Raw genomic sequence first — 26,025 nt, 5'->3', positions numbered from 1 at the left:
GCCTTGCCGGCCTTCAAGTCCAATGTTTCCGCCACTTCGCTTCCTTTGATGCTAGGCCACCGCGTCGAAATAACTGGCAAATTCGGCCCGAATCTCGGTCTCGTCCGCCACGTCGCGGTTCCTGATATAGGTCAGCGCCCGCTCCGCGCGCTCAAACGACTTGCCTTCAAGCCCGGTCGTGCGCGATGCAATGCCGGCCATCTCCTCGAACACGCCGTTGCAGTGAAGGACCAGATCGCAGCCCGCCGCAAGGATCGCCGCCGCCTTTGACGGGAAATCCCCAGAAAGTGCCTTCATCGAGGTGTCGTCGCTCATCAACAGGCCGTCGAAGCCGATTTCGTCGCGGATGATCTCTTCGATGACCTTGCCGGATGTGGTGGCCGGGTTCTTCGGGTCGATCGCGCTATAGACGACATGCGCCGTCATCGCCATCGGCAAATGGTTGAGCTCCCTGAACGGGGCAAAATCATGCCGCTGCAGGTCGCCGATCGAGGCGTCGACGGTCGGCAGTTCGAAATGCGTATCGGCGAAGGCCCTTCCATGACCGGGAATATGCTTCATCACCGGCAGCACGCCTCCCGCCATCAGGCCCTCCGCCGCGGCGCGACCCAATTCGATGACGGCGCGCGGCTCCTTGCCATAGGCGCGCGCACCGATGACGTCGCTGGCGCCCTCGATGGGCACGTCGAGCACCGGCAGGCAATCCGCCGTGATACCGTAGCGCAGCAGGTCGAAGGCATGCAGCCGCGCCATCAGCCATGCGGCACGGGTGCCGGCGTCATGGTCGTCGCGCCACAAGGCGCCGAGTGCACCGGCAGCCGGATAGTTCGGCGCCAGCGGCGGCCGTAGGCGCTGCACCCGGCCGCCCTCCTGGTCGATGAACACCGGCGCATCCGCACGCCCGACGCAGTCGCGCATCGCGGCGACCAGATCGCGGATCTGCTCGGTCTCGCCGATATTGCGCGCAAACAGGATGAAGCCCCACGGGCATTCGTTGCGATAGAAACGGATCTCGTCGCGGGTCAGTGATTTCCCGGCGCAGCCGAGGATCATGGATTTTGATTCGGTCATGCGGAACAGTTTAGAGCTTCGCGCCGACAAAGGGAATCGCCCGCAATTGCCTTCAGAGGTTTCTGTTCACGCAAAAAAGCCGGCGCGGACGCCGGCTTTTCGAGAGGTTTTGGTGCCTAGTGGGACACGAAGCAATTGCCGCCGGCAGCCTTGTAGCTGGTGCACAGTTTGATCGCCTCGTTGCGAGACTGCGCCGGAACGCGGACGCGGTAGAAGGTGCCCTTGCCGGCGATCTCGGCCTTGACGATGTTGGCGGTGCGGCCGGAAAGCACGCTGCCGTAGCGGCGCTGCAGATCCTGGTAAGTCGCCTGGGCGCTTTCGACTGTCGGCTGCGAAGCGATCTGTATCGACCACGAACCAGCCCCGGCCGCGGCCGGATCGATGGAAGCGACCTGATCGGGCTTGACCTCGCCGACCACGTCGACCGGCTGGTCGGACGGGCGCTGCGGCGCCACCGGAACCGTGGCCGGGGTGCTGGCGGACTGCTTGCTGGCTGACGGCTTGGCTTCAGCCTTTGTGTCGGGCTTGGGCGCCGGCTGCAGCTTGGAGGTTTCGGCCTGATCGCCGCTCGCCTGGTCGCCACTCGGCTGGTCGCCAATCTTCGGATCACTTGTCAATTGGTCGATCAGGGGCACGGTGCCGGTCTGCGCCGCGGCGTCGGCCTGGGCGGCCGGAGCCACGTGCTGCGGCGCCGGATCGGCCGGCTCGGCAGCAGCCATCTGCGGGGCGGCGGGCGCCGGATCCTCGCGCGCCACGAGCGAGCCGTCAGGTTTCACGACCATGGTCCGTACCTTGCGCGGCGCAACAGCGACGATCTCGGGGGTTGCACCCTTCTCGGCCTCCTGCAGAACCTGCGCGATGCGATCCTCGGACTTGGGCGCCGGTGCGGCGGCGGTTTCGGCAGCGCCAGCCGCACTGGCGCCAAGCGCGCTGGAGTCAGACGCGTTAGTGCCGGGCGCATTGGTTCCAGACCCGTCGGTGTCGGACGCCGCGGTGCCGGGCGCGTCGATGTCGTCTGCGGCATCGGGGTCATTGGGCGAAAGATCGACGACGCGGCTCTCCGGTTCGTCGGCTTTCAGGTCCACGGGCTCTTCGGTGTTGGTGACCAGCTTCTGCTGAACCGGCTCGGCGGGCTTGGCGCCCTTGACCACAGCGTCATAAACCTTGTTGTCCTGGTTCGGCACGACGGTGCCGCCTGGATTTTCCGGCTTGATCTTGATCGGCCTGTTGTCGGCCTTGACGATAACCGGCGCATCGCCGCCGCTCTTGCCGCCGAGGGTCAACGCAAAGGCGCCAAGGCCTCCGGCGATCGCCACGGCGCCGACCACCGCACCTATCAGCAGCCCGCGCCTGCGCGGCTGCCTTTCGGCCCCGCGTTCGGCAAGGCCCGGAACCGACATCTCCTCGTCCAGTTCGGGATCGTAGTCGAGCTCATCGAAGGTGAAATCGTCGGCCTGCGAAACCGGCTGGCCACCGGGCAATGGGCCCAGATCGAAACCGTCCGCTGCATCGGCATAGGAAGCGGCCGCCGCGCTGACGGGGGCTTCCGCAGGCTTGGCGCCATAGGCGCGCGTCTCGCTACGATCCTGCTTATAGCCAGACGCGAAGCCGGCATCGTATTCATCGTCATAGCCAGCGCTGCGCACCGGGGCAGGCGCTATATCCGTTGCATTCATTTCGGTGAGAAGGCTGGCAAAATCGGCATCGAGATCGTCGTAGGCGGGCGCCACCGGCTCGTCATCGTCGAAGTTGAGCTCCGGAATGTCGAGATCGTCCGCCAGCGCCACGACGCGCTCGGGCACGTCGACCGTCTCGACATCGGGCATCTCGTCATAGGCGGAAGGCTGTTGATGCGAGCTTGGTGCAGCTTCCGTGTAGGCGGGCCGATCTTCATAGGATGACCTATCTTCACGGGATGCCTGGCCTTCATAGGACGGCCTCTCTTCGACCGGTGCGGCCCGATAGGACGGCGTTGCAGCCGGCTGCGGCGGTGGTGCCGGACGCGCCGAAGCCACCGGCTGGCTTGCAAAAGCGGGCTGAGGCTGTGCGACCGGTGTCACGCGGCTCCACGAGCGGGCCGGCTCGGGCGGTGTGGCGCGTGTCGTCAGCCAGTTCAGCGCATCGAGCGGGTCTTCTTCGGCAGCAGCTGCCGCACTCTTGTCGGCCGAGTCATGATCCAGGCCGATATTCCTGGCGAAGTCGGCATCGAGCGCATCGCTGTCGAGATCATCCGCGGGTCCGGCAGCGGCTTCAACACCGAAATCCTCGCCTTCAAGCTCATCGAGGAGGACACTGCCAAGATCGGCGTCATCGGCGGCACTGGACTGCTGCGGCTCAGCGGGCTCGTGCTCGTCGAGTTCCCAATCCAGCTCGTCGACAGCATGCACCGGCTCGTTGGCGACGTCTTTGACCGCCGCCATTGGCTGTTCAGCGGCCACTGCTGGCTTCTGAACTACCGGCGCGATAGGCTGCTGAACAGCCATCACGGGCTTCTGGGCAGGCTGCGGGCTTGTCTGAGGTTCGTTGACCGGTTGTGCCGGCCGTGTGCTCATCGCACCGAGCAGCGCGTTCAGTTCGTCTTCCAGGCTGCGTTCCTCAGCCACTGGGGCCGTCGGGACGACAGCGGCCGGCGCCGCTGGTTCGGCCGCAACCTGCGCCACGGGCTCTTCGGCTTCCTCGGCAGGCGCATCGTCGAAGCTCAGATCGAAATCGTCGTCGAACGCCGCTTCAGCGGCCGTGCCGGAAAGCCGGGCGGCCTCTGGCTCTTCGATCGACTGCTCTTCGATAAACTCTGGTTCTTCGATTTCGGCAGGCTCGTTCGGGCGAACGTCGAAGTCCATGTCGACATCGGCCATGGCATCATCGAAATGGCCGGCAAGATCCTCATCGGCCGAAACCGCCTCAACCGGCGATGCCGGGGCGGCGACGTTTTCCGCCGGCTCATGCTCGTCGAACATCAGCTCGTCTTCGAGCGAGCTTGCAACGGCATCGTCGAACTCGTCATCGAACGCGGCCGCTTGCGCGGCGGTTTCAACGGCGACGGTCTGCTCCATCGGCTCATGCTCTTCGAGCATCAGCTCGTCTTCGAGCGAACTTGCCACGGCGTTGTCGAACTCATCGTCGAAGGCGGGCTCGTCGACCGGCTCGATCGCCTCGGCTGCGGCCCTGGGTTCATCCTCGCCGGTCACCGCGATCTTGGCCGTCACATCGTCGTCGTGCCGAAAATCCTGGTCGACAGAGGCGGCAAGTTCGTCGTCACTCGAAAGGTCGTCCTCGAACGGCGACACGTCTTCGAGCGAGCCGGCGACGGCGTTATCGAACTCGTCGTCGAGCTCCGGCTCGACGGCGGGAGCGAACGCCCTTTCGGGGGCGGAGGCAATTTCGTCGGCGGCAACAGGAGTAGCCGCAACAGGAGCAGCATCATCCGCCGCACTGTCGTCGAACGCGAAATCCTGTTCGAACGAGGCAGCAAGCGCGTCCTCCATTTCGTCGGCGGCGGCCGGTTCGGGTGTCGGCTCGCGAAGCTTGGCAGGGGAAGCATTGTCATTGGCGTCGGCGCCGAATTCGCCCATCAACTCCTTCTCGAGATCGATCTCGAAATCGCCCTCGTCCACCGACGGTTCGGCGGCAGCGGTTTTCGGCTGGGCCGGCGTTTGCGGTTTGACCGGCTGGCGTGGGTCGAACCCCATGATCCTGGTCAGTTCCGCGAACGGATCATCGTTGGCGATGTCGTTGTGGTCGGCTGCTCTCAGATGGGTTCTGTCTGCCATTATTGTTCCCGAACTCGCACTCATTCGGACGCCATGGACGTCGCGTAGGGTTGGCCCTTACCAGCGCAATGTGGGCAAAAGGTGACAGGTTTTTTACTCAAACCTAACGCATTTCGGTGGGCGCATTGGCTCCGATCAGCGTCAGGCCGGACGTCAAAATGTCCGAAACAGCCTGCACCAGCCCTAGTCTGGCATGCGTCAATTGTCGGTCGTTAACCTTAACAAAACGTAAGTCGGGATTATCGGTGCCCCGGTTCCAGTGTCCGTGGAAGCTGGAAGCGAGTTCGTAGAGGTAAAATGCCAGCCGGTGGGGCTCGAGCGCGAGCGCCGCGGCTTCGATCAGCCGAGGATATTCGGCGAGCTTCCTGATCAGGCCGATCTCCCCCTCATCGGTCAGCAAAGCCACTTCGGCGGCCAGCTGGTTGCGGTCGAACATGGCCTCGCCCAATTGCTCGCTCGCCTGCCGGAATACCGAATGGCAGCGCGCCGAGGCATACTGCACGTAGAACACCGGATTGTCCTTCGACTGCTCGGTTACCTTGGCGAAGTCGAAGTCGAGCGGCGCGTCGTTCTTGCGGTAGAGCATCATGAAGCGGATCGGGTCGCGGCCGACCTCCTCGACCACTTCGCGCAAGGTCACGAACTCGCCCGACCGCTTCGACATACGCACCGGCTCGCCGGCGCGAAACAGCCTCACCAACTGGCAAAGCAGCACGGTAAGCTTGACCTCGTCGCCGGCAATCGCCCGGGCAAGCGCTTCCAGCCGCTTCACGTAGCCGCCATGATCGGCGCCAAGCACATAGATCAGGTCGACGAAGCCGCGATCGACCTTGTCCTTGAGGTAGGCGACATCGGCGGCGAAATAGGTGAAGGTGCCGTCCGACTTGACCAGCGCCCGGTCCATGTCGTCGCCGACCGCGGTCGAGCGGAACAGCGTCTGCTCGCGGTCCTCCCAGTCGTCCGGCTTCTCGCCCTTGGGCGGCGGCAGCTTGCCCTTGTAGATGTGGCCCTTCAGCGTCAGGTCGCTGATCGCCGAGCGTATCTTGCGGGCGTTGTTCGCATGCAGCGTCCGCTCGGAGAAGAAGACGTCGTGATGCACGTTGAGCAGCGCCAGATCCTCGCGGATCATCGCCATCATCGCGTCGATCGTCCTGTCCTTGACGATGGCAAGCGCCTCCTCGTCCGGCATCTGCAGCAGGGAGCGGCCGAATTCGCTGGCCAGCGCCTGACCAACGGGGATCAGATAGTCGCCTGGATAAAGCCCGGCCGGAATGTCGCCGATCTCATCGCCGAGCGCTTCGCGGTAGCGCAGCATGACTGAGCGTCCGAGCACGTCGATCTGCGAACCGGCATCGTTGATGACGTATTCCTTGGTCACGTCGTAACCGGCGAAGGCCATCAGATTGGCCAGCGCGTCGCCGACTACAGCACCCCGGCAATGGCCGACATGCATCGGGCCGGTTGGGTTGGCCGAGACATATTCGACATTGGTTTTCTTGCCGTCGCCGATAGTCGAGCGGCCATAGTTGCGGCCTTCGCCGAGCAGCGCCGTCAGATGCGCCTGCCAGAAGCCGTCCTTGAGCCTGAGATTGACGAAGCCCGGGCCGGCGATCTCGGCGGCCGCGATATCCTCGTCGGCGCGCAGCGCCTCGGCCAGCCTTTCGGCCAGCGCACGCGGGTTCTGGCCGGTCGGCTTGGCCAACACCATGGCTGCGTTGGTCGCGAGATCGCCATGGCTGGCATCGCGCGGCGGCTCGACGGCGATGCGCGACAGGTCCGGCGACACGCCATCCTTGTCTTTCAAATCAAGCGCTTCGACGGCCTTTATGATTCGCGCGTTGAAATCGGCGAAGATGTTCATTGCTGTGGCTCTGACGGTTTTGCAGGGATCCGGCTCGTTGGCCGGCAAAATCGCGCCCGCCCTAGCTCAAATCCGGCGTATGGTCAAACAAACGCCTGTGTTCCTTGAGTGCATAAGTGTCCGTCATGCCGGCCAGGAAATCGGCAACACTGCGCGCCTTGACGCGGTCCTCTGCCCGGTCGAGCCCTTCGCGCCAGCCATCCGGCATAGCGCGCGGATCGGCGAAATAGACGTCGAACAGGTCCCTGACGATCTGGTCGGCATCGGCGCGCACCCGCATGACCTCCGCATGCCGGTAGAGGTGCTTGTAGAGAAAGGCCTTCAGCTCCTTTTCCAATACGGCCGTCTCGGCGGAGAAGCTCACCATCGTCTCGCCGGCCGCCCTTACCGCTTCGGCGCTGTCGGGCTTGATGCGCGCCAGATTGGCCGTCGTCGAGACGATCACGTCCTCGACCATGATGGTGATCTGCCGGCGCATCAGCTCGTGGCCGGTGCGTACGTCATCGAGCGCCGGATAGCGCTGACGCACGCCCTTGAGGATCGACCCCGGCAGCGAGACGCCCTCCAGCATATCCAGCGTCAACAGCCCTGCCCTCAAGCCGTCATCGATGTCGTGGGTGTTGTAGGCGATGTCGTCGGCAATCGCCGCACACTGCGCCTCGATACCAGCGAAGCGGTCGAGCTCGAGGTCGTGCAGTTCGGAATAGTCGCGGATAGCCTGCGGCACCGGCCCCTTCAGCCCTTTGCCCTTGGCATCGGTCAGCGGGCCATTGTGCTTGACCAGCCCCTCCAGCGTTTCCCAGGTGAGGTTCAGCCCATCGAACTCGGCATAGCGCCGCTCCAGCCGCGTCACCACACGCAGCGACTGCGCATTGTGGTCGAAGCCGCCCCAGGCGGCCATCTTCTCGTTCAGCGCGTCCTCGCCGGTATGACCGAAGGGCGTGTGGCCGAAGTCGTGCACCAGGGCCACCGCCTCGGCCAGGTCCTCGTCGCCGCGCAGCGCCCGCGCCAGAGCGCGTGCGATTTGCGCGACCTCGATCGAATGCGTCAGCCTCGTGCGGTAATGGTCGCCTTCGTGTGCGACGAACACTTGCGTCTTGTGCTTCAGCCGGCGGAACGCCGTCGAATGGATGATGCGGTCGCGGTCGCGCTGGAACGGCGTGCGCGTCGGGCTTTCCACCTCGTCGAACAGCCGCCCGCGCGACTTCGCCGGGTCGCTGGCATAGGCCGCGCGCGGCCGATAGCCGAATCCGATGTCGCCCAACTCGTTGGTCATAGCGTATGCCGCAGTTGACTTGCCCCGTCGCGCTTCATACCTATCATACGAAACCGAATGCAAGGTGACGCCCATGGGCGCTGATGCCAAGACCGCCATGAAAGTCGAGATGACCGACGCCGCCGCCAGGCGGATCGCCAAGATTGTGGCGAGCGAAGCCGGTAAGACGGCCGTGCGCGTTTCGGTCGAGGGCGGCGGCTGTTCCGGCTTCTCCTACAAGTTCGACCTGGTCGACAGGCGCAATGACGACGACGTCGCCATCGAGAAGGACGGCGCCACCGTGCTGATCGACGACCTGTCGCTGGTCTATATGGGCGGCTCGGTGATCGATTTCGTCGACGATCTGATGGGCCAGTCGTTCCAGATCAGAAACCCCAATGCGGTCGCCTCCTGCGGCTGCGGCACCAGCTTCTCGATCTAGAAATGCCCGACATCGGCGCGGTCCGTCAGGTCGCGCTTTCCGCCGGGCGCGACCTCGATGCGACGCTGGCGTTCTGGCGCGAGGTGCTCGGCATGAACCTGCATGCGCGTTTCGATCCGCCAGGCATCGCCTTTATCATGGCCGGTGACGTGCGCCTGCTTTTCACCGACGGCCTGCCTGCCGGCACCGTCTATCTCGACATATCGGGCCTCGACGAGTTCCACGCTTCGGCAAGGGTCGCCGGTGTTCCCTTCACCGCGCCGCCGGCGCTCGTCCATCGCGACACCGAAGGCCTGTTCGGCCAGGCGGGGGAAAGCGAATGGATGGCCTTCCTAAAGGACCCGGCAGGCAATACGATCGGCCTTGTCGAACGTCATCCACCGGATCGCTAGTCTCCGGACCACCAGCCTATCGAGGCCGTCATGAAAATCGTCACCTGGAACATCAACGGCGTTCGCGCCCGCATCGGCAATTTGACCCATTGGCTGACGGAAAGCGCGCCCGACATCGCCTGCCTGCAGGAGATCAAGACGGTCGACGAGCAGTTTCCCCGCGCCGAGATCGAGGCGCTCGGCTACAATGTCGAGACTTACGGCCAAAAAGGCTTCAACGGCGTCGCCATCCTGTCGAAGCTGCGTTTCGACGAGGTCAATCGCGGCTTGCCGGGCGACGATGCCGACGAGCAGGCGCGTTTCATCGAGGGCGTGTTCTCGACCGACAAGGGCGCCTTGCGCGTTGCCTCGATCTATCTGCCGAACGGCAACCCGATCGACGACGAGAAGAAGTTCTCCTACAAGCTTTCCTGGATGGCGCGACTTGAGCGCTGGGCCGAGGAGCGGCTTGCTTTGGAAGAGCCGCTGGTCCTGGCCGGCGACTACAATGTCATTCCCGAGCCGATCGACGCGAAGTATCCGGAAAACTGGCTAAGCGATGCACTGTTCCAGCCCGCGACGCGGCAGGCGTTCCGGCGGCTGAAGAATCTCGGCTTCACCGAAGCCGTGCGTGCCGTCACCGACGCCCCGGACATTTTTACGTTCTGGGACTATCAGGCCGGCGCCTGGCAGAAGAACAACGGCATTCGCATCGACCATTTGCTTCTGTCGCCCGAAGCCGCCAACTGGTTTTCCTCGGCTTCGATCGAAAAACAGGTGCGCGCCTGGGAAAAACCCTCCGACCACGTGCCGGTGGCGATCGATCTGGCGCTGCAGCCGGCCTGACCGCAGCTGCTGTCCGGCGGCACATTGATAAGTTGACCTCTTATCGCCACAAATCGCGTGCTTGATGAGAAATCATCATGGTGGCTGGGGTTCCCATGACTACTCGATTTGCACTCTGCCCGATCGGCTGCGCGCTTGCGATGGCGGTGGCGACGCCGGCTTTTGCCGATGCAGAGTGCCTGGCTAACGGCAAATCATTCCAGATCGGCCGGGTCGCCTGCCTGACGCTTGCCGGCCAAAGCTACCTCGCCCGTTGCGAGATGGTGCTCAACAACACGTCCTGGACAAAGCAGCGGGATGGCTGCCCGGAGAACACGCTGGCCCCACATCTGCAGGGCACGCCGATCTCAACACCGGCGCCCAGCGGCATGCCGGCGGAACCGACCGACAATTGATTTCAAAACGGAAATTCTGCCGACCTACTGGTCGCCGCCACCCTTGGTGAGGATGTCGTCGGCCAGCGAGATCGCGGTGCGGCGGTCGGCTTCGCCGGCGGCCGCAAACGCTTCTTCCTGCATGCCGCGGATCCATGGCTGGTCGGCGGGTGAGGCCCGTTCGAGCGCCGCGGTCATCATCGCCAGCCCCCGCACGATCTTGCCGCTTTGGAAGAGCAGGTTGCCGAGCGTCGCCTGCGCGCCCGCATGGCCCTTTTCGGCCGCCAGCTGGAACCAGCGTCCGGCCTGCTTGACGCTGGCCTTGACGCCGCCCTCACCCTTGAGGAACATCTGGCCCATCTCGAACTGGGCGTTCGGATTGCGGTAGTTGGCAGCGGCACGCATGTAATATTCCTGGGCCGCCACTTCGTTCTCCTCGACGGGGCTGCCGGGAATGCCCTTCCTCAGATAGTCGCCAAGCGCCACCAGCGCGTCCGAAACATAGCTTTCCTCGGGCGAACCGGGCTCGACATCCTGGTCGACGATCTCGCTGAAGAACTTGAATGCCGCGTAGTCGTCTCGCGCCACGCCATCGCCTTCGGCATACATGCGCGCAAGCTTCCAGGTGGCGCCGATCTGGCCGTTCTCCGCGGCATATTTATACGCTTCCGCGGCCTGCTCCTTATGGCCGTTCTTGTAGGCGGAAAAGCCGAACTGGAACACCGCCCAAGGGCTCGACTGCGGCTTCACGCCGGTCTTGTCGTCGAACACCTTGTCGTCGAAGGCCATGGCCTGGCCGACGGCGCCCAAGGTCGCGCCAAACGTGGCGAGCGCAACCAGTGCCGAAAGGACAGACGACCTCAACAACTCAGATGTCCGCATAGCAGTGTGTTTCTTTGGCACCGCCGGGATGGGTGACCGCGCCGTCGCGGGCAGATCCGACCGTCTGTGCGTATTTCCAGATCGCGCCCGACTGATAGTCGGTCGTGCGCGCCTTCCATGCTTTTGCCCTCGCCGCCAGTTCGGCTTTGGACAATGCAACCTCGATCGTGCCGTTCACCGCGTCGATCGAGATCAAGTCGCCATCCCTAAGCAGCCCGATCGGGCCGCCGACAGCCGCTTCCGGCCCGACATGGCCGATGCAGAAACCGCGCGTCGCGCCCGAAAAACGCCCGTCGGTGATGAGCGCCACCTTGCCGCCCATGCCCTGGCCGTAGAGAGCCGCCGTCGTCGACAGCATTTCGCGCATGCCCGGGCCGCCGCGCGGACCCTCGTAACGGATGACGAGAACCTCGCCTTCGCTATAGTTACGGTGCGTAACCGCTTCGAAACATTCCTCTTCCGAATCGAAGCAGCGTGCCGGACCCGAGAATTTCAGTTCCGCCATACCAGCGACCTTCACGATCGCGCCTTCGGGGGCAAGGTTACCCTTCAAGCCCACGACCCCGCCGGTCTGGGTAATCGGCCTATTGGCGGGACGGACCACATCCTGGCTGTCATTCCAGGAAACATGTTCCATATTTTCGGCCAAAGTGCGGCCGGTCACCGTCAGGCAATCGCCATGAAGATAGCCATGGTCGAGCAGCGTCTTCATCAAGAGCGGAATGCCGCCGGCCTCGAACATGTCCTTGGCGACGTATTTGCCGCCCGGCTTGAGGTCGGCGATATAGGGTGTTTTCTCGAATATCTTGGCCACGTCGAAAAGATCGAACTTTATCCCGGCCTCGTGCGCGATCGCCGGCAGATGCAGCGCCGCGTTGGTCGAGCCGCCGGTGGCCGAGACCACGGTCGCGGCATTTTCCAACGCTTCTATGGTAACGATGTCGCGCGGGCGGATGTTCCTTGCGATCAGCTCCATGATCTTTTCGCCGGAAGCGAAATTGAAGCGGTCGCGCATCTCGTAGGGTGCCGGCGCGCCGCAGGAATAGGGCAGCGCCAGGCCGATCGCCTCAGCGACGGTGGCCATGGTGTTGGCGGTGAACTGGGCGCCGCAGGAGCCGGCCGACGGACAGGCGGCTTGTTCGATCTCGAGCAGCTCGGCGTCGCCGATCGTGCCGACCGAATGCTGGCCGACCGCCTCGAACACGTCCTGCACGGTGATCTGCCGGCCACGGTAGCTGCCGGGCAGTATCGAGCCGCCATAGATGAAGATCGACGGTACGTTGAGGCGCACCATGGCCATCATCATGCCGGGCAGCGACTTGTCGCAACCGGCCAATCCAACCAGCGCATCGTAGCAATGGCCGCGCATGGTGAGCTCGACCGAGTCGGCGATGACCTCGCGCGACACCAGCGACGACTTCATGCCCTGATGACCCATGGCGATGCCGTCGGTGACGGTGATGGTGCAGAATTCGCGTGGCGTGCCGTTGGCGGCCGCCACGCCCTTCTTGACCACTTGTGCCTGGCGCATCAGCGAGATGTTGCAGGGCGCGGCCTCGTTCCAGCAGCTGGCGACACCGACCAGAGGCTGCGCGATCTCGGCCGCCGACAGCCCCATCGCATAGAGGTAGGAGCGATGCGGCGCCCGCTCGGGACCAACGGTCACGTGGCGGCTCGGCAGCTTGGCCTTGGAGATCGCTCTGGCGTCCATACTCGTCCTTGCCGCGGGCAGTGCGGCCTGCCTCTTCGCCTAGCCTTTTGGCGCATGTCCCGAGACAAGTTCGAGGTGCGCCGGGTTTATGGCGGGAAATAGGCAATGTTCCCGGGCGGCCGGGTGGCGCGAGGGTTGTTCAGAAACTGTTGCCAAAACGTCACAATTATCGGAGCGAACATCATGGGGGCAATTTGTTGCATTGGCCGAATGCCGGATGACGCACCGAACAAAACGGCCGGGCAACGCCCGGCCGTTTTGTCGTTTAAAATTTAATAGTTAGAACTTGATCTTGACGGAAGCCGAACCAGCGAGAAGCAGGTCGTTGCCGTAGGTATAGGTAACGGCATTTGCCACGTCGCCGACACCGCTGAAAGTCGATGACCCGCTCGTCAGCACACCGATCGAGCCGCCGAGCCTGACCTCGATCTGGTCGTTCGGCGAATAGGAGACGCCGCTGGCAACGGCCCAGGTATCCGACTGATAGCCGGAGGTCGTCGAGGTGCCGCGATCCCAGGTCAGCGAAACCACGCCCGACAATTGATCGGTGAACTTGTGCCCGATACCGCCCGTGACCGTCCAGCCGTCGCGATAAAGCAGGTCGAATGAAACGGGCGAGGGCAAACCGGTTACCGGACTGCGCACGCCATTGATGGCAATGACGCCAAGCTTGCTCCACTCCTGCCAGCGGATGGAACCAAAGGCCAGCCAGCCAGGAGCTATACCGCTCTGCAGCTTGAATTCCAGAGCCTGAGGTATCTCAGCCGACGCCGAGACTGGGTACACGCCGGTAGAGCCGGGAATCAGATCCGCTGGAAAGGCGCCCCTGAAGCCGGTCGTGTCGACGGTTCCCGACAGCCCGTCATATTTGTAGCTCGAAGAGTACATCAGGCTGGCGCGCAGGGCGATCTCGGGGATCTCATAGGCTGCGCCCGCACGCCAACCCCATGCCTCGTCGGATAGCTTGAAGACGCCGAGGCCGGTATTGCCGAAGGCGAGCAGTGTCTGACGGGAAAGAAACGCGTCTACCTGCTGGTAGGAGACACCGCCGATGAATCGTATGGCGCCCTTGCCGACGTTCACCTTATAGGAGCAGGTGAGACCGAAATCGTCTGTGTCGACGGCGTATTTGACCGCTGTCGGCGAATAGGCGTTGTTCATGCCGAAATTCGCGTCCGCACCATACGGTCTCGTATAGGTGGCAAGACAGTCTACGGGCTCAAAGATGTTGGCCTTGATGCCGACATGCGGCACCGCATAATCGCCACCAACGTCCACCGCCGATGTCGACAAACCCGAGCCATCGAGACGCTGCACATTCTTGAGTTTGCGCTGTGGCGAAACATAGGTGACGCCTGCGTCGAACGAATATGGCGCCGCGTCGAACAGCTGGTCGATATTGACGCCGCCCCGGTCAAAGCCCCCGGCTTGCACCGCCCCAGCCAAAGCCAGCGAAAAAGCCCCCGCGCCCAGCAGCACTTTCAGACGCGAATAACACATGAATCTCCTCCCCGAAATGTCCTTGCATCAAGCTAGAACCAATTCAGGTTAACGGCGCAACAACGAATTCGCCGTGCGTACATGTACAGCTTGGCTGAACGCATTTCCGACAAGGTGTCGGCCTTCTTACCGAGGCGGGAAAATGGCCGCCACAATACAGATCGATGAGAAAACTCGGGAAAAAACCCTAAATCACTGCAAAACAGGGCATTTTGCGTGCCCAGTCAGCCATTGTTACATTACGGCAACAATGGGGCAAAAACATTCAGTTTGCCTCAAGATTTACGCTGCGGAATGCCTGTTTTCGTGGCAGGCGGCCTGTCTGGAAGGCAGATTCGTGACCGGCGAATCTATTGCGGCCAGCAGGCCCAATTTGTTTGATCAGCCGGCCCAACCTGTTCGATCAACCGGCCCAATCTGTTCGATCAACCGGCATCGCGCACCCGCGCCAATGCCACCGAAAGCTTCTCTTGCGCCTCGCGATATTCGGCGAGTTTTTCACGCTCGGCCTCCACCACCTCTTCCGGCGCGTTGGCGACGAATTTCTCGTTGGACAGCTTCTTGTAGAGCCGCGCTATTTCCTCGGTCACCTTGGCAAGCTCCTTGTGCAGGCGCGCTGCCTCGGCGGCAAGGTCGATCAGGCTGCCGAGCGGCAGGCAGATCGTCGCCTCGTTGACCACGATCTGGGCGGATCCCCTTGGTGGCGCCTCGGCGAGCGAGATGTCGCCGACCCGCGCCAGACGCTTGATAGCCGAGCCCTGACGCTCGAGCCTTTCGTGTGTCGCGTCGTTGGCGCCGATCACCACGAGCGGTGCGATAGCCGCCGGCGGCACGTTCATCTCCGAACGCACCGAGCGGATGCCGGAGACAAGGTCGACCAGCCAGTTGATATCGGCGGCGGCCGCCTCGTCCTCGAAGTCGGGCGACGGCCATGCCGCATGACAAAGCAGCGATTGCCGTTGCCTGCCCTCACCGGCGGTTTCGGCCCACAGTTCCTCGGTCATGAACGGCATCATCGGATGAAGCAGCTTGTAGATCTCGTCGAGTACGAAGGCGACGCATGCCCTGCTCTCGGCCTTGGCGGCCTCGTCGGTGCCCATGAACACCGGCTTCAGCAGTTCCAGGTACCAGTCGCAGAACTGGTTCCAGACGAACCGGTAGGCGGCACCCGCCGCCTCGTTGAAGCGGTATGAGGTGATACCGTCCGTTATGTCCCGCGCGGCTCGCGTCAGCTCCGTCAAGATCCAGCGGTTGACCGCCAGCTTGGCGTCCTGCAGCCAGAAATCGTCGTCGCGCGCCACTTCGTTCATCTCGGCGAAGCGCGTCGCGTTCCACAGCTTGGTGCCGAAATTGCGATAACCGGCAATGCGGGCCGGATCGAGCTTAACGTCGCGCCCTTGCGCTGCCATCACCGTCAAGGTGAAGCGCAACGCATCGGCGCCGTATTCGTCGATGAGCTCGAGCGGATCGATGACGTTGCCTTTCGACTTCGACATCTTCTGCCCGTTCTTATCGCGAACCAGCGCGTGGACATAGACCGTATGGAACGGCTCCTGGTCCATGAAATGCAAGCCCATCATCATCATGCGGGCGACCCAGAAGAAGATGATGTCGAAACCGGTCACCAGCACGTCGGTCGGGTAATAGGTCTTCAGCTCCCGCGTCTGGTCCGGCCAGCCAAGCGTCGAGAACGGCCAAAGCGCCGACGAGAACCATGTGTCGAGCACGTCCTCGTCGCGGGTCAGGATCTCGCCAGGCTGGAAATTCTCAAGCTTGTCCTCGACCCAGGCCTTCCACGGCCCTTCCAGCGCCAGATAATATTCGACGGCGGCACCGAGCGCCTCTTCCTCGGTCTTTTCGACAAAGACATGCCCGTCCGGCCCGTACCAGGCAGGGATCTGGTGACCCCACCAGAGCTGGCGCGAAATGCACCAGGGCTGGATGTTTTCCATCCAGTCGAAATAGGTCTTTTCCCAGTTTTTGGGCACGAAATTGGTACGGCCCTCGCGCACCGAGGCGATCGCCGGCTTGGCCAGTTCCGCCGCATTGACATACCACTGGTCGGTCAGAAACGGCTCGATCGGCACCCCGCCGCGGTCGCCATGCGGCACGGCGTGGCGATGCGGCTCGACCTTTTCGAGAAAGCCGCCCGCCTGCATCAACTCGACGATCTTCTTGCGCGCGTCGAAACGGTCCAGGCCGTCGAGGCTGTCCCATACGGCCTGGCGCTCCGGCGTCACTTCCAGTCCGGCGAGAAAGTCCTCATTGTCCTTGAGGCTCACCGCCGCATTGACAGTGAGGATGTTGACCGCCGGCAGCCGGTGACGCTTGCCGACCTCGAAGTCGTTGAAGTCATGCGCCGGCGTGATCTTGACCGCACCGCTGCCTTTTTCGGGATCGGAATACTCGTCCGCCACCACCGGGATCCTGCGGCCGACGATCGGCAGGATGAGGTTCTTGCCGACGAGATGCCGGAAACGTTCGTCGTCGGGGTGGACAGCGACAGCCGTATCGCCCAGCATCGTCTCCGGGCGGGTCGTCGCAACGGTAATGAAGGTCTTCGGATTTTCCGGATCGAAGGTCATGCCTTCGACCGGATAGCGGAAGTGCCAGAGGTTGCCGTTGACTTCCTGCTGCTCGACCTCGAGATCCGAGATGGCGGTCAACAGCTTCGGGTCCCAGTTCACAAGGCGCTTGTCCTTGTAGATCAGCCCTTCCTTGTAGAGCGTCACGAACACTTCGAGCACGGCCTTGGACAGGCCCTCGTCCATGGTGAAGCGCTCCCGGCTCCAGTCGGCCGAGGCCCCGAGCCGCTTCAGCTGGTTGAGGATGGCGCCGCCGGATTCTGCCTTCCATTCCCACACCTTGTCGATGAACTCATCGCGCGTCAGGTCGCGGCGGTGGATCTGATTTTGCATCAGCTGGCGCTCGACCACCATCTGCGTGGCGATGCCGGCATGGTCCATCCCCGGCTGCCACAGCACGTTCTTGCCGCGCATGCGCTCGAAGCGCACCAGAATGTCCTGAAGCGTGTTGTTGAGCGCGTGGCCCATATGCAGCGAGCCGGTGACGTTCGGCGGCGGGATGACGATGGTGAAGGCTTCAGCCCCCTCCTCGGCCCCGGCACCGGCCCGAAACGCGTCGGCCTCTTCCCAGATCCTGGCAATCTTCGGCTCGACGGCTTTGGCGTCGTAGGTCTTTTCGAGCATGGGAAAACGGTCCGCGCTGTCCGGAATTTGTGGTCCGGTGTAAATCGGAAGGTTGTTGCCAAGTCAACCGCAAGGGCGGCGGGTTTGTTCCACCTGGCTGCCCTGATGAGTCTTTACTTGGCGGCAAGCCCATGCCCGCATTCGGCACAGAATTTCGCCCTTGGCGTGCGGTATGGTTTTCCGCAGGCCGGGCAATCGGGGCCATAGTCGGAACGGCGGACGTGCAGAAGCCAGTACGTGTGGCCAAGCGTGACTCCGGTGCGTTCGCGATAGCGATCGGCAGCCGGATGTTTCATTTCCTTCCAGAAGCCATTCTTGGAAATGAATCTCTTGGTTTGAAAGTAAAGCGCCGCAGGGTCTCCGACGATCTCTCGATACTCCTCGTCGGTAAGCATGGGCACCCAAGATCGCAATCGATAGCTGTAGGTCTGTTTGCGGTTCATCGATCGACGATAGCAGGCGGGCTGCTCCGGCGAAATGCGTGGCGCGCAACTCGCCCTCGCGCGGACGCTTAATGCAATTCGGCCGTTTCAGGACATCGGCTGTGCGCAACTAGGCCCGCAAGCCGGAAAGCTGCTACTGCGCGCCGCGCGCGACGCGCTCGATTTCCTCGCGCACCAGCCGCTCGACCAGCGTCGGCAGGTTGTTGTCCAGCCAGTCCTGCAGCATGGGCCGCAGCATCTCCTCGGCCATCTCGTCGAAGGTCTTCTTGCTGCGGCTGGCAAACGCGTCGGAAAGCTCGCCGAAGGCGGCGGCAACCTGCCGGCCCGTATGCTCCGAAAGGATTGCCGGACGTGCGGGCGGCGCCTCGCTGGCCGCCGGACGCGCCAATCCGATTTTCGAAGATTCCGGGCCGATTTTCGAAGATTCCGGGCCGGTTTTCGAAGGCTCCGGGCCGCTTTCCGAAGGCTCCGGCCCAATTTCCGAAGGCTCCGGCACAGGTCCAGCAGTCGCCTCGTTCTCGAAAACCTCGGCTTTCGGCTCGGCGTCCGGCGTCCGGAGTGGCTCGGCGCGCTCCGGCTTGGCCATCGCGTCGCCGACCGCGGCGATCTCGCGCCGCCAATCGGCAATGATGGTGTCGGTCGTCTCGGCAGCCTTGGCTGTCGCAGGCCGATCCGGCTTTGCGGGCGGTTCGGGAGCGGTGTTCACCTCAGCCAGCGTCACCGCTGCCTTTGCCGGGCCGGCGCGCAGCGGCGTTTCCAGGCGCTCAATGACCGGCGCGGCCGTTGGCTGCACCTCGGCGCGCGTGGCCGGCTTGGCGATCTCCAGTCCGCCGCGCAGTTCGGAGCGGAACGCATCCCCCTCCGCTGCCCGTCCGGCTGCCGGCGCCGGTTGCAGATCCTGGCGCAGCTCGTCCGCGTCGCCCGGCTGCTTGCGGCCGGTATCGCTGTCCTCGATGATCCTTCTGATGGAAGCCAGTATTTCTTCCATGGAAGGTTCGCGCTGTACGCTGCTTGCCGTCGCCATCGTCACATCCGCCGCCCTTGTGACTCGTTCTCAGATTTCCTGTCCGGCAATGCCGGATTCGAATCATGGCAACAGCGTAACCGACGGAACGGCTTGCGAGAATCCCCAATCTGGCGACATCTCGGATTTCAACAGATTAGGGTCGGGAGTTGAAAGCCCGCGCGTCGTTCGAGCGCGGGCTGAAAACACGGCTCGGCGATCAGCGGCCGTCCGGCGTGCGCAGGCCGATCCACTTGTCCTTGACGGCGTTGTAGTGCTCTTCGGGCCTGTACTTCGTCACATTGAGCGCAAGGCGGTCTGCCGACAAATGGCCAACCGCCGAGAGGATGGCATAGCTCGCCACCACCACGTCGCGTTCGGCGCTAACAAGATTGATCTTGGCGGTGATGAGGGTCGCCTGCGCGTTGAGCACGTCGAGCGTGGTGCGCTGGCCGACATTGCGCTCTTCGATGACGCCGTTCAGGGCAAGCTGCGCGGCGGCGACCACCTGCCGGTTGGCCGTGACGCTTTGCTGCGCAGCGGTGTACTGCGACCATGCCGAGGTCACCGCCTGGCGCACGGTGTCGCGGCTGACATCGACCTCGATACGGGCCTGGCTAAGTGATTCCTTTGATTGGCGAACCAATGCCGAGGTCCGGCCGCCGGAATAGATCGGTATCGTCAATGTCGCGCCGATGTTCGCCGAATTGGTTACGCCATCCTGTGTCGAGGAGAGCGAGCCGGGCGCGGTGCCGCGATAGGCGCTCGAAACACCTGCCGACGCCGATAGTTGCGGCAGCAACGCGCCTTCGGCAGACTTCACCGAAAACCCCGCCGCGTCGACCAGATGCGCGGTGGCGAGGATGGCCGGATGCTCGGCCGATGCGATCGCGATCGCCGCATCGAGGCTCGACGGCAACAGCTTCGACACCGGCGAAGCCGGCCTGAGCCTGCCCGGCTCGTCGCCGACGATCTGGCGATAGGTCGCAGCGCTTGCCAGCGCCGTCGCGCGGGCGGCGCTCAACTGCGCCACCGCGGAGGCACGCTGGGCGTCGGCTTGCGCGACGTCGGTGCGCGTACCTTCGCCGACCTCGAAGCGCGAACGCGCCGCACGCGCCTGCTCGGTCAGGAATTGCAGATTCTGTTCGGTCAGCACGGCGACCTGGCGGTCGCGGATAACGTCCATATAGGCGCTTGCCGCGTTGAAAAGAGTGTTTTCTTCGGCGTTGCGCAGGCTTTCGAACGAAGCGCGGACCCGCGATTCGGCGGCCGCCACATTGTTCCTGGTCTGAAAACCGTCAAACAGCGTCTGGTCGATCTCGACGCCGAAGTTGCCGGTGGTCAACGAGATGTTTCGGTGCAACCGGTTGCTGTGGCTGGCGGTATAATCGATGCTCGCGGAACCGGTGATGGTCGGGCGCCAGCCCGACTTGGCGATGGCGACGCCCTCGTCGGTGACACGAACGCCGGCGCGTGAAGAATTGAGCGAGGAATTGTTTTGGTAGGCCTTTGAAAGGGCCCCGATGATCGTTTCGGCCGAGGCGGCCATTGGAGACAGCGCTGTCGCCGAAACGAGGACAGCGGTAAAAAGCAACTTGCGTACAGACGGCACGTTATATTCCCTCATTCGTTTTGCACGGGAACTGCGCCACGCTGGCTTCTCCTTCTGATCAGCCGGCGCCGCGTTTTTTATCGTTCCCCCGCTGAAAGCCCCCAGAAACGCCCGGTTATGCAGATCAGCAACGATTGTTCAAACGCAAGCGATCATGACAGCGCCTTCGCTGCAAGGCAAAATCACTCAGAATTCGAAGGCGGGAATGCGTTCGAATCCCGGTAGTGGCTTAATTGCCGCATTAAATGCGCGTCTTCCCGTTACAACCCCTCCAGTCTTAAAAAAAAGCCGGGCTACGCCCGAATTGCCCTGCCCCTCCACGGCGACGAGTCGGCCGCCTTCGGCAAGCTGGTCGAACAGCGCCGCCGGCACCTCCCCGACGCTGCCGCCGATCAGGATGACGTCGTAAGGCGCCTTATCTGCGTGGCCTTGCGGCAGCGGCCCGTGGACCACGGTGACATTGCCGCAGCCCAGCGCCGTGAGCGTCGAAGTGGCGGTCTCGGCCAGCGCCTCATCGCTTTCCAGCGCCACCACGGAGCTTGCCAGCCGCGACAGGATCGCCGCCGAGTAGCCGGTGCCGCAGCCGACATCGAGCACCGAATCGCTTGGGCCGATATCGGCCAGTTGCATCAGCTTGGCCAATGGCGACGGCTCCATGAGATAGCGCGGGCCATCGGCCGTGTCGGCGATGCGGATGTCCTCATCGATATAGGCAAGATCGCGCTGGCCGGCGCTGACAAAGGCCTCGCGCGGCACGACAAGCATCGCTTCGAGCAACGGTGCGCTGGTCACGTCGGTGGTGCGGATCTGGCCGTCGACCATCTTCACCCGGCGTTCGGCAAAATCAGCGCTCATGTTCCAACCATCCGCTTGCCGCGCAAAGGCCGCGGCTGTTTCGACCGGAACTGAAGCCCCCTGGCGCTGACGCGCGGGAGCTCGGGCATTGGAGGCCTCGCCCGGAATCGAACCGGGGTGCAAGGATTTGCAGTCCTCTGCGTAACCACTCCGCCACGAGGCCTCATTGCTCCCGGCGTTCCACCCGGCTCCAATAGGTTGCGGCGAAAATGCCGTCAAGCGGCCACCATGCATTCCCAACGGTTCCTCGACATTCCATGCCCTGCCTTATCAACGCAATGCCCATGTTAGCAATAACATATTAGCTTATCGTTAAGCATGATTCTGGGCGGCGGGAACCCGAAACCGGCGGCCACGTTGGGCAAAGAGGAGGCTCCGCCATGCGTCGAGCAGCTACGAAGGACGGCACGTCGCGCGGATTGTCGCAGTCTGCAGAGCTTGTGCGCTATGCCATCGACCGCCTCAGCATAGAAGGCGCAAACAGCCTGCCGCCGCGCGACCGGGCGCGGCTGGCATCGGCTACCGCCGTTCTCAAGGAGCTTTGCGAACGTCTGGAGAGCTGCTTCGACCAACCTCGGTAAACGTATGGGCGGACGACGCCGCTCGCCGACATATGGCAGGCTGGCGGCCGTCAGCGGGGCAATCTCAGTCAGGCCGGCGCCGTCGCTCCCACCAGACGACGAAGCGGCGCCGATGACGACGCACCAGGGCAAATTCGTAGGAGAGCACCAGCAGTCCGATCGGTACCATCCAGAAACCCAGGATCGGCAGGAAGCCGAGAATGCCGCCGATGATCAGCACAACGCCGATCGCAATCCTGAGGCCGCGCGAGCGCGGCATGGTGAACTGGCGGCCGAAGACCGAGATTTTCCGGGCCGGTGGCTGTTCGTCGCTCATTGCCGTCATGTGAAATGTCGATCCGTTTGCATCAGTAGCACCATCAGCCGGAGAAAGCCGCAACGGCCTTTTCTGTTCCGTGACAGGCGAGAGACAGCTCATATGAGGGCGCTCGCCGGCCATTGCCAGCAAGCCCTGCGCCAAAAAGCACCGAAAAAATGCGAAATGCTTCTTTGCAAAGCCGAAACGGGTTTGCTATAGGCTGCCCCACTCACGCAAGAGCCTCTGTTCCCCGGTAGCTCAGTGGTAGAGCAACCGGCTGTTAACCGGTTGGTCGCTGGTTCGAATCCGGCCCGGGGAGCCACCGCCTCTTCTACGCCATAGCGCGATATTGCGCGCCAGCGTGCAATTTCTCCCTACGCGTCGATCTCGATAGTCCTGCTTCCAGAGTGTCAGAGCATCGAGGACCGATGAAATCAGGCGTAGAATAGCAGGCTCGCCCGCCCACGCCTATTCGGCGGCTACCGCGCGGAAATACTGATGACCGGCGGCTTCGCGCCCGAGTGCGCCGTTCAGCTCGCCGCGGCGGCGTCCGAACGTTGCCGCCCGTTATTACTTGCCGTCGCTGCCTCAACGACAGCAGCTTACAGACGGGCGCGAGGTGTTCGTGGACGGCGGATTGCATAGCTTTGAGCCTGCGCGCGCGAGGCGTCGCTGGGACAAAGCGGAGAGGCCTCGCGCCAGATCTGCACAGGCAAGATCTCAACGCCTACTCGGTTGAACATAATCCGCGTGGACGTCGCGCCTGCGGCGTTGCCTGAAGAATTTACCCCCGTGCCTCCTGCCGGTGGGGAGGCTTCGCACCGTTCGTGTCCTAGTTGTCAAGACCCCAAAGATCCGTGTTCCGTTTGAAGTACTCAATCAGCATCTCGGTGAGCACCCGCACTTTCCGCGTGGGATGCTGACCCGGCGGTCGGACGACATACGCGGCCCCCGGAGGTACCGGATAGCGTGTCATGATCGGGACCAGCGCGCCGGAGGCCACATATTCATGTGTGATGCAATCGGGGAGCCAGGCGATGCCGAGACCTGCCGCCGCCGCGGCGGCAAGCGCCGTGGCGCTATCGGCCTTGAACCTGCCCTGCGGCTGGATCGTAACAATCTTGCTGCCATTTATGAACTGCCAGGCTTCCGTTCCCTGCATGAGGGCCTGATGGGTGACGAGTTCGTCCAGAGTCTCGGGTGACCCGTGCACCTCGATATAATCCGGGCTTGCGACAAGCTTTCCATGGATCGGCCCGACGCGCTTCGCGATCAGGTTGGAGTCTTGAAGGTAGGCGCCCCGGATCGCGCAATCGAAACCTTCTGCGATGAGATCGACGAAGCGATCGCTGTAGGAAGTATGGATGTGAAGCTTCGGGTGCAGACGCGCCATTTCCGCGAGCACGGGGGCGAAGTGGGTCGCGCCGAAAGTAAGCGGCATGGCAACCCTCAGGCGGCCGCGCAGCTCACCGGTGGGGAGGATCGTTTCCCGAGCCGTATCGATCTCTGCGCTGGCCCGGGCCGCATGGTCTCTGAACGTGATTCCCGCTTCGGTGAGCGCGGCGCCGCGGGTCGTTCGTGCAAGAAGCTGGACGCCAAGTTCCGCTTCAACCCGAAAGAGCCGCCGACTGACGATTGACTTGGAGACGCCGAGCCGGCGCGCGGCGGCCGATACGCCCCCTGCATCGGCCACTGCGACGAATGTCTGTAGATCTTCGATGTCCAATTCAGCGTTCCTCATTTCGCGACACAGCTTGCCTGATTATGGCACTACTGCATCACCAAAAGGAACGGCAAATTGCGTCCAGGCAACGTCGCCCGCTGGCGCATGTCTCCCGTGAACCCATTGCCGTCCATAGCGGCAGAGAAAGATTGCCGTCCATGGCGGCAGAGAAAGGAAGTCTTGATGACCCCTCGCAACGGCCTTGATTCGCTTCTTCGTCCTGAAGACTCGGTACTCGTTCTGATCGACCACCAGCCTTACCAACTCGCGAACCTGAACAGCCACGATCCGCAAGCTGTGGTCAACAACGCGACCGCGCTGGCGAAGCTAGCAAAAGCCTTCAATGTTCCGACCATTCTCACCAGCGTGATCGCGGGTCGTGGCGGCATCCTCTTCAAGCAGATCACTGACGTCTTCCCGGGGCAGGAAGTGATCGACCGGACTTGGGTGAACACCTGGCAGGACGAGAAGGTGGTGGACGTGGTCAAGGCGACCGGCCGCAAACAACTGATTATCGCAGGCCTTTGGACCGAAGTCTGCGTCGCGATGCCTGTCATCCAAGCCCTCGGCGAAGGCTGGGACGTGTCCGTGATCACCGATGCGTCGGGCGGCGTTTCGACCGAGTCCCACCAGATCGCCATCCAGCGGATGATCGCGGCTGGCGCAAACATGATGACCGTGATGGCGCTCGCTGGCGAATGGCAGCGCGACTGGGCGCGCACCGAGCATGTCGAAGAGCTGACCGAGATTCTCATCCAGCACTTCGGCGGCAGCGGCATCGCCTTCCTGTGGGAGCAACAACTCCTCAAGACGCCTGTGCCGAGCGAAGGCTGATTCGGGCCGGGATGGCGAGCATTTCGGTGAGGGTCGGAATCGATCCGTTTGCCGGCCCTCGCCATCTCACCTCACAGGGAAGCCTTGTGATGCCGAACCCACCTTCACGAGCAGTCGCTCGTCGCACATCCTGGATAGATAGCATCGGGGATGCCGATGGCCGTGAGTTCAGCCGTGCGCACCTCGCCCGCCCTCGCGGTAGAGCGATGGCCCGCTCCCTGAGCGTCGGTGTCGGCCCGCCGGCGAGGCGTAGGGCTTCTGCGCCGTCCGGTCACGTTTGCGCATTTTTGGCGACTCTGGTGCATTCTGGTGTAGGGGTATGGCAAATTCGTATTTCTCAGCTTCATCGACTCCGGCGAGCCACCGTCTTTTCGACGCTAAGGCGCGATGCAGCGCGCCGCCGTGCGACTTTCTCCGCGTAACGATCTGGGTCAAGTTTCCACCAGCCTGGCGGACAGGAATTCGATGAAGCGCTGGGTCTTGGCTGGAATGAGGCGAGTTTCGGTGACGGCGTGAATGCTGACCGACGATCCCTGCCATTCGGGCAGGACACGCCGGAGCCTGCCCGAGGCCAAATCTTCGGCGACGATCTTCTCGGCAAGGAGGGCGATGCCCTGGTGGTTGACCGCCAGGGCGCGGATCATCCCGACGCTATTGACCGTGAAGCGGCCTCCAACCTCGACTTCGATCTTGTTCATCCCCTGATGCAAGGTCCAGATCTTCGGCATGCAGATGCATTCATGCTCCGCCAGATCCGCCGGTGTCGCCGGCTCGTCGGACGCTTCGATGTAGCCAGGAGATGCATAGAGGTGGCGCGCGTGGCGCCCGATCAGGCGAGCGATCAGGCTGGAGTCTTCCAGCTCGCCGATGCGGATCGCTACATCGAACGGCTCGGCCACCAAATCGACGCGGCGCGGGGTCAGGTCGAACTCGAAGGTGATGCCGGGATAGTGCCGCGCGAAATCGACGACGATCGGCGTCAGGTAAAGCGTGGCGAAGTCGACCGGGAGCGAGACCCGCAGGACACCGCTCGGCTGCTCCAGCATCGCGCCGAGCTGCTCGTGTGCGAGCCGTGCCTCGTCGACGATGCGCTTGCTTCGTTCGTAATAGAGCTGGCCGGCCTCGGTGAGCTCGATCCTGCGCGTCGTTCGATGCAGAAGCCTCAGGCCGATCGCCTTCTCCAGCGCGCTGATACGTCGCGACAGAGTCGAGTTGGGCATGCCCAGAGCCTCAGCCGCCTTTCGGAAGCTCCTCGCTCTCGCCACCTCCACGAACAGCGCCATGTCGTTTAAGTGGCTCACGCTATTGCTCCATATTTGGAATATTGATTTCACTTTTGCCGGATTTATCCCGACATTGGAATAGTAGACAAGCGCTCCAGCAA

21 protein-coding genes and 2 tRNA genes are annotated in these 26,025 nt (G+C 63.0%); 7 read left to right on the top strand and 16 right to left on the bottom strand.

Features of this window, described 5'->3' with window-relative positions:
• Positions 1-51: 51 nt before the first annotated feature.
• From nagZ to NKI16_RS03330, 4 genes are all read right to left on the bottom strand, one after another.
• Positions 52-1,071, bottom strand: coding sequence for a beta-N-acetylhexosaminidase (gene nagZ / locus NKI16_RS03345; RefSeq protein WP_352451390.1), 1,020 nt, complete (start codon positions 1,069-1,071; stop codon positions 52-54).
• A gap of 116 nt (positions 1,072-1,187) precedes the next feature.
• The gene (locus NKI16_RS03340) at positions 1,188-4,841 is read right to left on the bottom strand and encodes an SPOR domain-containing protein (RefSeq protein ID WP_352622436.1); all 3,654 of its coding nucleotides are present in this window, start codon (positions 4,839-4,841) and stop codon (positions 1,188-1,190) included.
• 103 nt (positions 4,842-4,944) lie between these two features.
• Entirely contained in the window at positions 4,945-6,702 is a 1,758-nt protein-coding gene (gene argS / locus NKI16_RS03335) for an arginine--tRNA ligase (RefSeq protein ID WP_352622438.1), read from the bottom strand.
• A gap of 61 nt (positions 6,703-6,763) precedes the next feature.
• Positions 6,764-7,978 (bottom strand): deoxyguanosinetriphosphate triphosphohydrolase, encoded by a 1,215-nt coding sequence (locus tag NKI16_RS03330; protein ID WP_352622440.1) that lies wholly within the window; start codon positions 7,976-7,978, stop codon positions 6,764-6,766.
• A gap of 73 nt (positions 7,979-8,051) precedes the next feature.
• Here NKI16_RS03330 and erpA point away from each other — a divergent pair, with 73 nt between their 5' ends.
• The 4 genes from erpA to NKI16_RS03310 all read left to right on the top strand — a co-directional run bounded on the left by erpA (position 8,052) and on the right by NKI16_RS03310 (position 10,011).
• Complete coding sequence (gene erpA / locus NKI16_RS03325) at positions 8,052-8,399, top strand: iron-sulfur cluster insertion protein ErpA (protein ID WP_031212336.1); 348 nt, start codon at positions 8,052-8,054, stop codon at positions 8,397-8,399.
• 2 nt (positions 8,400-8,401) lie between these two features.
• Entirely contained in the window at positions 8,402-8,791 is a 390-nt protein-coding gene (locus NKI16_RS03320; protein ID WP_023678936.1) for a VOC family protein, read from the top strand.
• A 30-nt stretch (positions 8,792-8,821) separates the two neighbouring features.
• Entirely contained in the window at positions 8,822-9,616 is a 795-nt protein-coding gene (gene xth / locus NKI16_RS03315) for an exodeoxyribonuclease III (protein ID WP_023678937.1), read from the top strand.
• 77 nt (positions 9,617-9,693) lie between these two features.
• The gene (locus NKI16_RS03310; RefSeq protein ID WP_023678938.1) at positions 9,694-10,011 is read left to right on the top strand and encodes a hypothetical protein; all 318 of its coding nucleotides are present in this window, start codon (positions 9,694-9,696) and stop codon (positions 10,009-10,011) included.
• Between the two features lie 24 nt (positions 10,012-10,035).
• Here NKI16_RS03310 and NKI16_RS03305 read toward each other — a convergent pair whose 3' ends face one another.
• The 9 genes from NKI16_RS03305 to NKI16_RS03265 form a co-directional block, all read right to left on the bottom strand.
• Positions 10,036-10,872 (bottom strand): tetratricopeptide repeat protein, encoded by an 837-nt coding sequence (locus NKI16_RS03305; protein WP_023678939.1) that lies wholly within the window; start codon positions 10,870-10,872, stop codon positions 10,036-10,038.
• A complete protein-coding gene (gene ilvD, locus NKI16_RS03300) occupies positions 10,859-12,583 on the bottom strand; it encodes a dihydroxy-acid dehydratase (protein WP_352577585.1) in 1,725 nt (574 codons plus the stop codon). Before ilvD ends, NKI16_RS03305 begins: the two co-directional genes overlap by 14 nt.
• 279 nt (positions 12,584-12,862) lie before the next feature.
• Positions 12,863-14,083 (bottom strand): OmpP1/FadL family transporter, encoded by a 1,221-nt coding sequence (locus NKI16_RS03295; RefSeq protein ID WP_352622444.1) that lies wholly within the window; start codon positions 14,081-14,083, stop codon positions 12,863-12,865.
• A gap of 425 nt (positions 14,084-14,508) precedes the next feature.
• Positions 14,509-17,292, bottom strand: coding sequence for a valine--tRNA ligase (locus NKI16_RS03290; RefSeq protein WP_352622446.1), 2,784 nt, complete (start codon positions 17,290-17,292; stop codon positions 14,509-14,511).
• Positions 17,293-17,405: 113 nt separating this feature from the next.
• Positions 17,406-17,735, bottom strand: coding sequence for a zinc ribbon domain-containing protein (locus tag NKI16_RS03285; RefSeq protein ID WP_352451398.1), 330 nt, complete (start codon positions 17,733-17,735; stop codon positions 17,406-17,408).
• A gap of 133 nt (positions 17,736-17,868) precedes the next feature.
• A complete protein-coding gene (locus tag NKI16_RS03280; RefSeq protein WP_352577583.1) occupies positions 17,869-18,759 on the bottom strand; it encodes a DUF2497 domain-containing protein in 891 nt (296 codons plus the stop codon).
• A 199-nt stretch (positions 18,760-18,958) separates the two neighbouring features.
• Positions 18,959-20,350 carry a TolC family outer membrane protein gene (locus NKI16_RS03275; RefSeq protein ID WP_352451400.1) on the bottom strand — a complete coding sequence of 464 codons (1,392 nt, stop codon included), beginning with the start codon at positions 20,348-20,350 and terminating at the stop codon, positions 18,959-18,961.
• 186 nt (positions 20,351-20,536) lie between these two features.
• The gene (locus NKI16_RS03270) at positions 20,537-21,205 is read right to left on the bottom strand and encodes a protein-L-isoaspartate O-methyltransferase family protein (protein WP_352454512.1); all 669 of its coding nucleotides are present in this window, start codon (positions 21,203-21,205) and stop codon (positions 20,537-20,539) included.
• Between the two features lie 89 nt (positions 21,206-21,294).
• Positions 21,295-21,368, bottom strand: a tRNA-Cys gene (locus tag NKI16_RS03265).
• Positions 21,369-21,585: 217 nt separating this feature from the next.
• Here NKI16_RS03265 and NKI16_RS03260 point away from each other — a divergent pair.
• Entirely contained in the window at positions 21,586-21,786 is a 201-nt protein-coding gene (locus NKI16_RS03260; protein ID WP_156937330.1) for a hypothetical protein, read from the top strand.
• A gap of 64 nt (positions 21,787-21,850) precedes the next feature.
• Here NKI16_RS03260 and NKI16_RS03255 read toward each other — a convergent pair whose 3' ends face one another.
• Positions 21,851-22,111, bottom strand: coding sequence for a hypothetical protein (locus NKI16_RS03255; RefSeq protein WP_023676401.1), 261 nt, complete (start codon positions 22,109-22,111; stop codon positions 21,851-21,853).
• 220 nt (positions 22,112-22,331) lie between these two features.
• Between NKI16_RS03255 and NKI16_RS03250 the strand changes: the two genes are divergently transcribed.
• Positions 22,332-22,406, top strand: a tRNA-Asn gene (locus NKI16_RS03250).
• 510 nt (positions 22,407-22,916) lie between these two features.
• Here the strand turns inward: NKI16_RS03250 and NKI16_RS03245 are convergent.
• Entirely contained in the window at positions 22,917-23,810 is an 894-nt protein-coding gene (locus NKI16_RS03245) for a LysR family transcriptional regulator (protein ID WP_352579196.1), read from the bottom strand.
• A 180-nt stretch (positions 23,811-23,990) separates the two neighbouring features.
• Between NKI16_RS03245 and NKI16_RS03240 the strand changes: the two genes are divergently transcribed.
• Complete coding sequence (locus tag NKI16_RS03240; RefSeq protein ID WP_352451920.1) at positions 23,991-24,641, top strand: hydrolase; 651 nt, start codon at positions 23,991-23,993, stop codon at positions 24,639-24,641.
• A 431-nt stretch (positions 24,642-25,072) separates the two neighbouring features.
• On the opposite strand, the gene NKI16_RS03235 is transcribed toward NKI16_RS03240, so the two are convergent.
• Positions 25,073-25,942 carry a LysR family transcriptional regulator gene (locus tag NKI16_RS03235; protein ID WP_352579197.1) on the bottom strand — a complete coding sequence of 290 codons (870 nt, stop codon included), beginning with the start codon at positions 25,940-25,942 and terminating at the stop codon, positions 25,073-25,075.
• Positions 25,943-26,025 lie beyond the last annotated feature (83 nt).

The organism is Mesorhizobium sp. M0698, from assembly GCF_040320455.1.
In the GTDB taxonomy this organism is placed as follows: Bacteria; Pseudomonadota; Alphaproteobacteria; order Rhizobiales; family Rhizobiaceae; genus Mesorhizobium.
The sequence above is the reverse complement of the archived record's forward strand: the minus strand, read 5'-3'. Positions and strand labels throughout refer to the sequence as shown.

Coding starts and splice junctions, on each gene's coding strand:
- nagZ (WP_352451390.1), bottom strand. CDS start 1,071: ATGACCGAATCAAAATCCATGATCCTCGGCTGCGCCGGGAAATCACTG.
- NKI16_RS03340 (WP_352622436.1), bottom strand. CDS start 4,841: ATGGCAGACAGAACCCATCTGAGAGCAGCCGACCACAACGACATCGCC.
- argS (WP_352622438.1), bottom strand. CDS start 6,702: ATGAACATCTTCGCCGATTTCAACGCGCGAATCATAAAGGCCGTCGAA.
- NKI16_RS03330 (WP_352622440.1), bottom strand. CDS start 7,978: ATGACCAACGAGTTGGGCGACATCGGATTCGGCTATCGGCCGCGCGCG.
- erpA (WP_031212336.1), top strand. CDS start 8,052: ATGGGCGCTGATGCCAAGACCGCCATGAAAGTCGAGATGACCGACGCC.
- NKI16_RS03320 (WP_023678936.1), top strand. CDS start 8,402: ATGCCCGACATCGGCGCGGTCCGTCAGGTCGCGCTTTCCGCCGGGCGC.
- xth (WP_023678937.1), top strand. CDS start 8,822: ATGAAAATCGTCACCTGGAACATCAACGGCGTTCGCGCCCGCATCGGC.
- NKI16_RS03310 (WP_023678938.1), top strand. CDS start 9,694: ATGGTGGCTGGGGTTCCCATGACTACTCGATTTGCACTCTGCCCGATC.
- NKI16_RS03305 (WP_023678939.1), bottom strand. CDS start 10,872: ATGCGGACATCTGAGTTGTTGAGGTCGTCTGTCCTTTCGGCACTGGTT.
- ilvD (WP_352577585.1), bottom strand. CDS start 12,583: ATGGACGCCAGAGCGATCTCCAAGGCCAAGCTGCCGAGCCGCCACGTG.
- NKI16_RS03295 (WP_352622444.1), bottom strand. CDS start 14,083: ATGTGTTATTCGCGTCTGAAAGTGCTGCTGGGCGCGGGGGCTTTTTCG.
- NKI16_RS03290 (WP_352622446.1), bottom strand. CDS start 17,292: ATGCTCGAAAAGACCTACGACGCCAAAGCCGTCGAGCCGAAGATTGCC.
- NKI16_RS03285 (WP_352451398.1), bottom strand. CDS start 17,735: ATGAACCGCAAACAGACCTACAGCTATCGATTGCGATCTTGGGTGCCC.
- NKI16_RS03280 (WP_352577583.1), bottom strand. CDS start 18,759: ATGGCGACGGCAAGCAGCGTACAGCGCGAACCTTCCATGGAAGAAATA.
- NKI16_RS03270 (WP_352454512.1), bottom strand. CDS start 21,205: ATGAGCGCTGATTTTGCCGAACGCCGGGTGAAGATGGTCGACGGCCAG.
- NKI16_RS03260 (WP_156937330.1), top strand. CDS start 21,586: ATGCGTCGAGCAGCTACGAAGGACGGCACGTCGCGCGGATTGTCGCAG.
- NKI16_RS03255 (WP_023676401.1), bottom strand. CDS start 22,111: ATGACGGCAATGAGCGACGAACAGCCACCGGCCCGGAAAATCTCGGTC.
- NKI16_RS03240 (WP_352451920.1), top strand. CDS start 23,991: ATGACCCCTCGCAACGGCCTTGATTCGCTTCTTCGTCCTGAAGACTCG.